Here is a 5141-nt window from a genome sequence, read left to right as displayed (position 1 = left end):
GCTGTGCGCAAGGGAAACCTTATAGCTAAGGAATTTGCGAACAACAAGGTCGATGTGATTATCTATGCCGTGGAACGTTCCTTGGATAGCTACAAGTTTAACCTGCTGCATAATAAGCAGCTTTTCATCAATCAACTGAAGACGAACACGCTTGGCAGTCGTACCATCGATGAGGGTTCGATGGATGAGGACAGCGGCATGAACTTCTCAGAATACGTAGCAGTGCTTTCAGGTAATACTGACCTTTTAGAGAAAGCAAGATTGGATAAGAAGATTACCACCTTGGAATCAGAACGCAAGAACTTTCTCCGTGAGCGTGATGCCGCAACGGGCAAGTTGGCAGAGATTGAAAGTTCTGTATCCTTCCATACGGATAAAATCAAGGAGGCACAGTCTGACTTAGCTCTCTTTGAGAAGCGTGTGGAGTGTGATGATGAAGGTACACCTATAAATAAACTGACAATCAAAGGTGTGGAAGACAGCACCGATATCAAGGCTATTGCTGCACGTCTGCAGGAGATAGACGAAAAAGCTCGCACCAAAGGAGAGTATAATAAAATCGGTGAAGTTTATGGTTTTTCCATAATGGTCAAGACGGAGAGCACTTCAAAGGATTTGTTTGATTGTTCGGTGAACCGCTTTTTTGTGAAAGGGCAGGAGTCTATCTACTATACTTATAATAACGGTAAGTTGGCAACAGACCCGAAACTTGCGTGTCAGAACTTCGTTAATGCCTTGGAGCGTATTCCAAAGGTGATAGAGTCGCATGAGAAGGAAATGGCAAAGGTTGTAGCCAATAAAGACGTTTACACCAACATTGCCAACAGTTCTTGGAAAAAAGAGGACGAGCTTCGTTCACTTAAAAGTGAAGCTGCTGAATTGGACAGAAAGATTGCGCTTACCCTTGCTCCACCAGAGGGGGAAAAAGAGGAAACAGAAGAAATGAAGCAAGGAGAGGGTTTATCCGACCATTATCATTCTGGAGGAGTAAAGAACGAAAGCTATCTTGTCCAAGACAAAGAAGATAATAGCCGTTTACAGAGTTTTAGACCCAAATGGAGGCACTAAACACATGCCGAGGGGCTAAATAAAAGTCAGACATCCGTATTGAATGTCTGACTTTTATCATTATACCTGCAAATAACCTTTTAGCTTATCTATTCCTTCTTTGTGCTTATCGGGAGTCTGTTTCTTAAGTTTACCTATATTCAGTAGTTTCCATTGTACAGATGGATATAGGCTTAAATCACCTGCGCAACATTTATCCCACTGTGGTGTTCCATCCTCAAAGGAAACGAGGAAATCCTTGTCTGTATTTGTAAGGCAGTCATTTACCTTTTTAATAATGGATTCACGAGCCTGCTCATAGTCTGTATAGGTAAATGGAATATCTGACATTCCCTTGAATTGGTTTTCAAGTGCCTCCTCTTGGTTTATGTTATTAGGAGACAAGGATTCCACGATAGGCTTGTCGCTTCCCAATAAACATAAGATGAGCCCGTCTTTTACACTTTCAAGCCTTTGGTCTTTCATGTATTTGCAGTCAAACATGTCACGTGGGTGCTGTCGGCTGAGGGCGGCTGCAATCTTTCCCCCATAAAGTTGAGCATAAGGAACTATACGTGCCTTACAGCTGGCTTGAAACTCTTCCATCGCTTTCGAACAGAGTTCCATAATTTCAACCTCTCCAAGTATGCCCCGCTTTGTACCATTTACCTCTATTTTCACCGTAGCACCATCATGCGTGCACTGCAATTTCCATACTTCGGATTTATGTACCACATGTATTCCGGGAATGGCACGTTCTATACTTGTTTTCAGTTCTCCAAGATGTTGATTTATCTTTTCCAAACTTGCTGTGCGTGGCTCTATCGGAATATAGGTAAGGTCAATATCAACCGAATAACGCGGCATATTCTGGTGGAACAGGTTAATGGCCGTACCTCCATGAACTGCAAAGTCCGTTATCTTGTAAACCAAAGGCATAATGCGTAGTAACAATGCCACCTGCTTTTTATATTGTTGATCATTCATAGTCGTTTAATTCTTTTGGGATAATCATCTTATACTTGCTGATATATATACCGGATTTGACGAGTTGGAGTTTATGTGTCCCCAAATCTATTTTTGTAAGGTCTAAGTCTTCATACCAATAATGCCCCGCTTTCTCAGCCATATATAGAAACAGCCTCTTCATTTTGTAATGTTTTGTGGTTTCCAATAACGATTGGACGACATTCGGACGCAGAGTTGTCAACTGTTCCATTATATAAAATAGATCCATATAGTTATATTGGCGTGGTGTTAGCAGCAGACATTCCATAAAAGCCTGCTCAGGGGAGGATATAAGCAGCCTCCAGTCCAAGTATGTTAAAGTTGTTATCTGTGCACTGATAAACACCTCTGTCTTGAAAAACTTAAATTCACGGTCGAAAATGTCATGCTTCATCCATTGTGGCATTTTATCACTTGCCGTTGATACCATTAACAGGGGTTTACCCATAGGAACATAATGGTTGAAGCCCCAAAGCTCCAAAGCAGAATGCGCTGCAACACGAAAACTCTTTCCTACTTGTTCGTTGAAGGACTGCAAAGCACCAAAAGCGGACAGTGTGTCGCCTGTGCGGTACATGACTCCCTTACATAGAGAGGATAACCAACCGGAAGAACGATATCTGCTCAACAACTGCCTGGAATAGCCATGCTCTACGAGCCATGTCGCAAACAGCAATCCGTTCTTTTGCCCGGATTGAAGCATTTGGTTTATTTTTTTTCCTTTTAGTACACTCATAGTTTACTTGCTGTAATTAAAACCAACCGCAAAGGTACAAAAGACTTTACTAATTACAGTCGATTGGTTGAATTATTTTCCCGAAAGTAAACTAATAGTTGACTTGCAGGATAATATTTCAACCATAGTGAGGAAAAAGAGTATGAAATAAAACATGAACATTTCCAACATACTTGTATAGAACTAACTTCTACCAACCTTCTCGCTTCCGTACCATTTCATCTATCTCTTCCCGAAGGAAAAGTAACCTGCCATTGGCTTTGAGATAGGGAATTTTTCCTGCCCACACCCAATTATAGATGGTCTTTTGTTCTACTTTGAGCATCTTGGATACATCTATGATATCCAGATATTCCGGTTTCAGGGGTGGATGGACAGTTGTATCAACAGATTGCTCTTGCAGAATCAGCAGGCGGTCGAGTTTGTCCTCGACGCTTATCAGCTTGTCAAACAGGCGTTTTTGCCAAGTGTCTTCGGTTTCATAATCTATGTACGGCATAGTTCTCCTTTTTGATAGTTACCATTGGTATCTTGTGCCAAGATACGTTGTTCTTTCATATAGGCGATGTATTTCTTTGCAGTTCTGTCCTTGATTTCCATTTCGCGCATCAGAACCTCACAAAGTTCTTGGTAAGTGAGCTTGAAAGAATTTCGGAAGGCTTCTTTGACAACGGCAATGAGTTCATCAGTCTTGCGCTTTTCCTTGTCCTCTTTAGATTTCTCGCCACGATAGACGTGCATGTCCTCAGCCTTATCCCAGCCGAAAAGCATCATCGGTACGTCCAACGGACTTCCGTCACGGACTTTCAATGCTTTTACCACTGAGTATTCGGGATTATCGTCTTTCTCTATGGAAAGAATTCCTGCTGCTTTGCGCTGCAATTCTGAGCCGATATGCCCACGGAGTTTGATTCCATTCGGTACGAAGTGTAGCACGCAGATGATACAGGTATTATAAATCCCCGCCAAGCGATAAAGCTCGTCCACAATGGCAATACTTTCCGTTTCATCGTTGGCAGAACGTATCAAGTCGGCTATTCCGTCAATCACCACGAGATGGATACCTCCATGCCTGTGATGAAACAAATCCATACTCTCACGGATAAGTTTCAGCCTGTCCTTGCGGGACAGAGAGGCAAGATACAGAGAATGGCAAAACTCCGGTACTGCCGTCAAAGAAGCCCTACGCAGTGTCTTACCCAAGTTCTTGTGCAGTTGTGCCTCGGACTGTTCCGTGTCATAGTGCAGGACTGCCAAGCCTTTGGGATTGGCGGTAATCTCCAATCCCAAGGTCTTTTCTATCGGCAATCGTTTTTCTCCCAACGCTCCGGCAAGGATGGCACCCACATAGTTGCTCTTGCCCGTACCCTCACCTCCGGTAATGCAGAACAGGTTATCCTGTGTGCCGAGTGGCACACCGTTTACTGCTACTACTGATTTGGAAATGTCCGGTGGATTCTCATAATCAATCTCACAGGAACGTAACATCATCATGGTTTGGCTATATAGATCTGAGAACATCTTGGCAAGCAGCTCTTTCAGTTCCTTTGCCCCGTTGCCTAAGGCAAAGAAATCTGAAATGTCTTTTTCAGACTTCGTACCACTTAGCGGAAGTGAAAGGTTCAAGACCTTGTATTCCACCAGATGTTCAGACTGTTTATGTGCCTCCCGTACACCTGTTTCATCCGCATCATATAAGAGTATTATATGCCTAAAACGAAGCTGAAGGCTCTCAATGATACTTGTCGGTATCTGTGCCGTTTCACTGTTAAAGCAAATCGCATTGAAGCCGTGTGCATACAATGAGAGTACATCCTTTTCTCCACCTGTAATGAAAAGCATATCTCCTTTGGCAGGAATCTGCTCCATTCCGAAGCAATACGTGGTAGGCATCCGTCCACCATAAAGAAAGCGGATTTTTGGACTGTGAGGTCGGTATATCTTTACATAGCCGTTTCCGATATAGGCAAACATAGGTTCCGTAGGTGAGCTATAAAGTTCAAACTTCTTGCCTTCAGCAGATACACTTTCATAGCGTTTAAGACTCCGTACACGAAAGCGACGGAGTGTATCCTCATGGATGCCGTAATGCGCCCAATAGTTCAGCAGACCATCGTTAAATGGCTGTATCTCAAAACTATATGGACGTTCTTCCGTACACTTGTTCATATCAGCCTTAGGAGTGGGAACAATAGTTTTTTTATATGCTGACGTGATATGGCTGCTATGCTTTTCACCATCACATAAAGAATACAATCCAAGTTCTTGTACTATCGTTTCCAATACTTCGGGAAAACTTGTTTTCAGGTTCAAATTACGGAGGGTTGCCACAAACCAGAAGCAATCCCCA

The 5141-nt window shown here is 42.9% G+C and carries 5 protein-coding genes; 1 reads left to right on the top strand and 4 read right to left on the bottom strand.

Translation table 11 applies throughout. The features are described 5' to 3' along the window. Positions 1-1068: hypothetical protein (locus HMPREF9969_RS13020; protein ID WP_036894973.1), on the top strand; the 1068-nt coding region annotated here is incomplete at its 5' end. 60 nt (positions 1069-1128) lie between these two features. Here the strand turns inward: HMPREF9969_RS13020 and HMPREF9969_RS04195 are convergent. The 4 genes from HMPREF9969_RS04195 to HMPREF9969_RS04180 all read right to left on the bottom strand — a co-directional run. After that, a complete protein-coding gene (locus HMPREF9969_RS04195; protein WP_009434621.1) occupies positions 1129-2034 on the bottom strand; it encodes a nucleotidyl transferase AbiEii/AbiGii toxin family protein in 906 nt (301 codons plus the stop codon). Beyond that, positions 2027-2791, bottom strand: coding sequence for a type IV toxin-antitoxin system AbiEi family antitoxin domain-containing protein (locus tag HMPREF9969_RS04190; RefSeq protein WP_009434618.1), 765 nt, complete (start codon positions 2789-2791; stop codon positions 2027-2029). Before HMPREF9969_RS04190 ends, HMPREF9969_RS04195 begins: the two co-directional genes overlap by 8 nt. A gap of 190 nt (positions 2792-2981) precedes the next feature. Then, complete coding sequence (locus HMPREF9969_RS04185; protein ID WP_006045145.1) at positions 2982-3290, bottom strand: helix-turn-helix domain-containing protein; 309 nt, start codon at positions 3288-3290, stop codon at positions 2982-2984. Next, the coding region (locus tag HMPREF9969_RS04180) for a bifunctional DNA primase/helicase (RefSeq protein ID WP_036894968.1) at positions 3278-5141 on the bottom strand (1864 nt) is incomplete at its 5' end. The genes HMPREF9969_RS04180 and HMPREF9969_RS04185, both read right to left, overlap by 13 nt.

The organism is Prevotella sp. oral taxon 306 str. F0472, assembly GCF_000257925.1.
GTDB lineage: Bacteria > Bacteroidota > Bacteroidia > Bacteroidales > Bacteroidaceae > Prevotella > Prevotella vespertina.
Note: the sequence above shows the minus strand (reverse complement) of the source record. Positions and strands in the feature narration are given on the sequence as shown.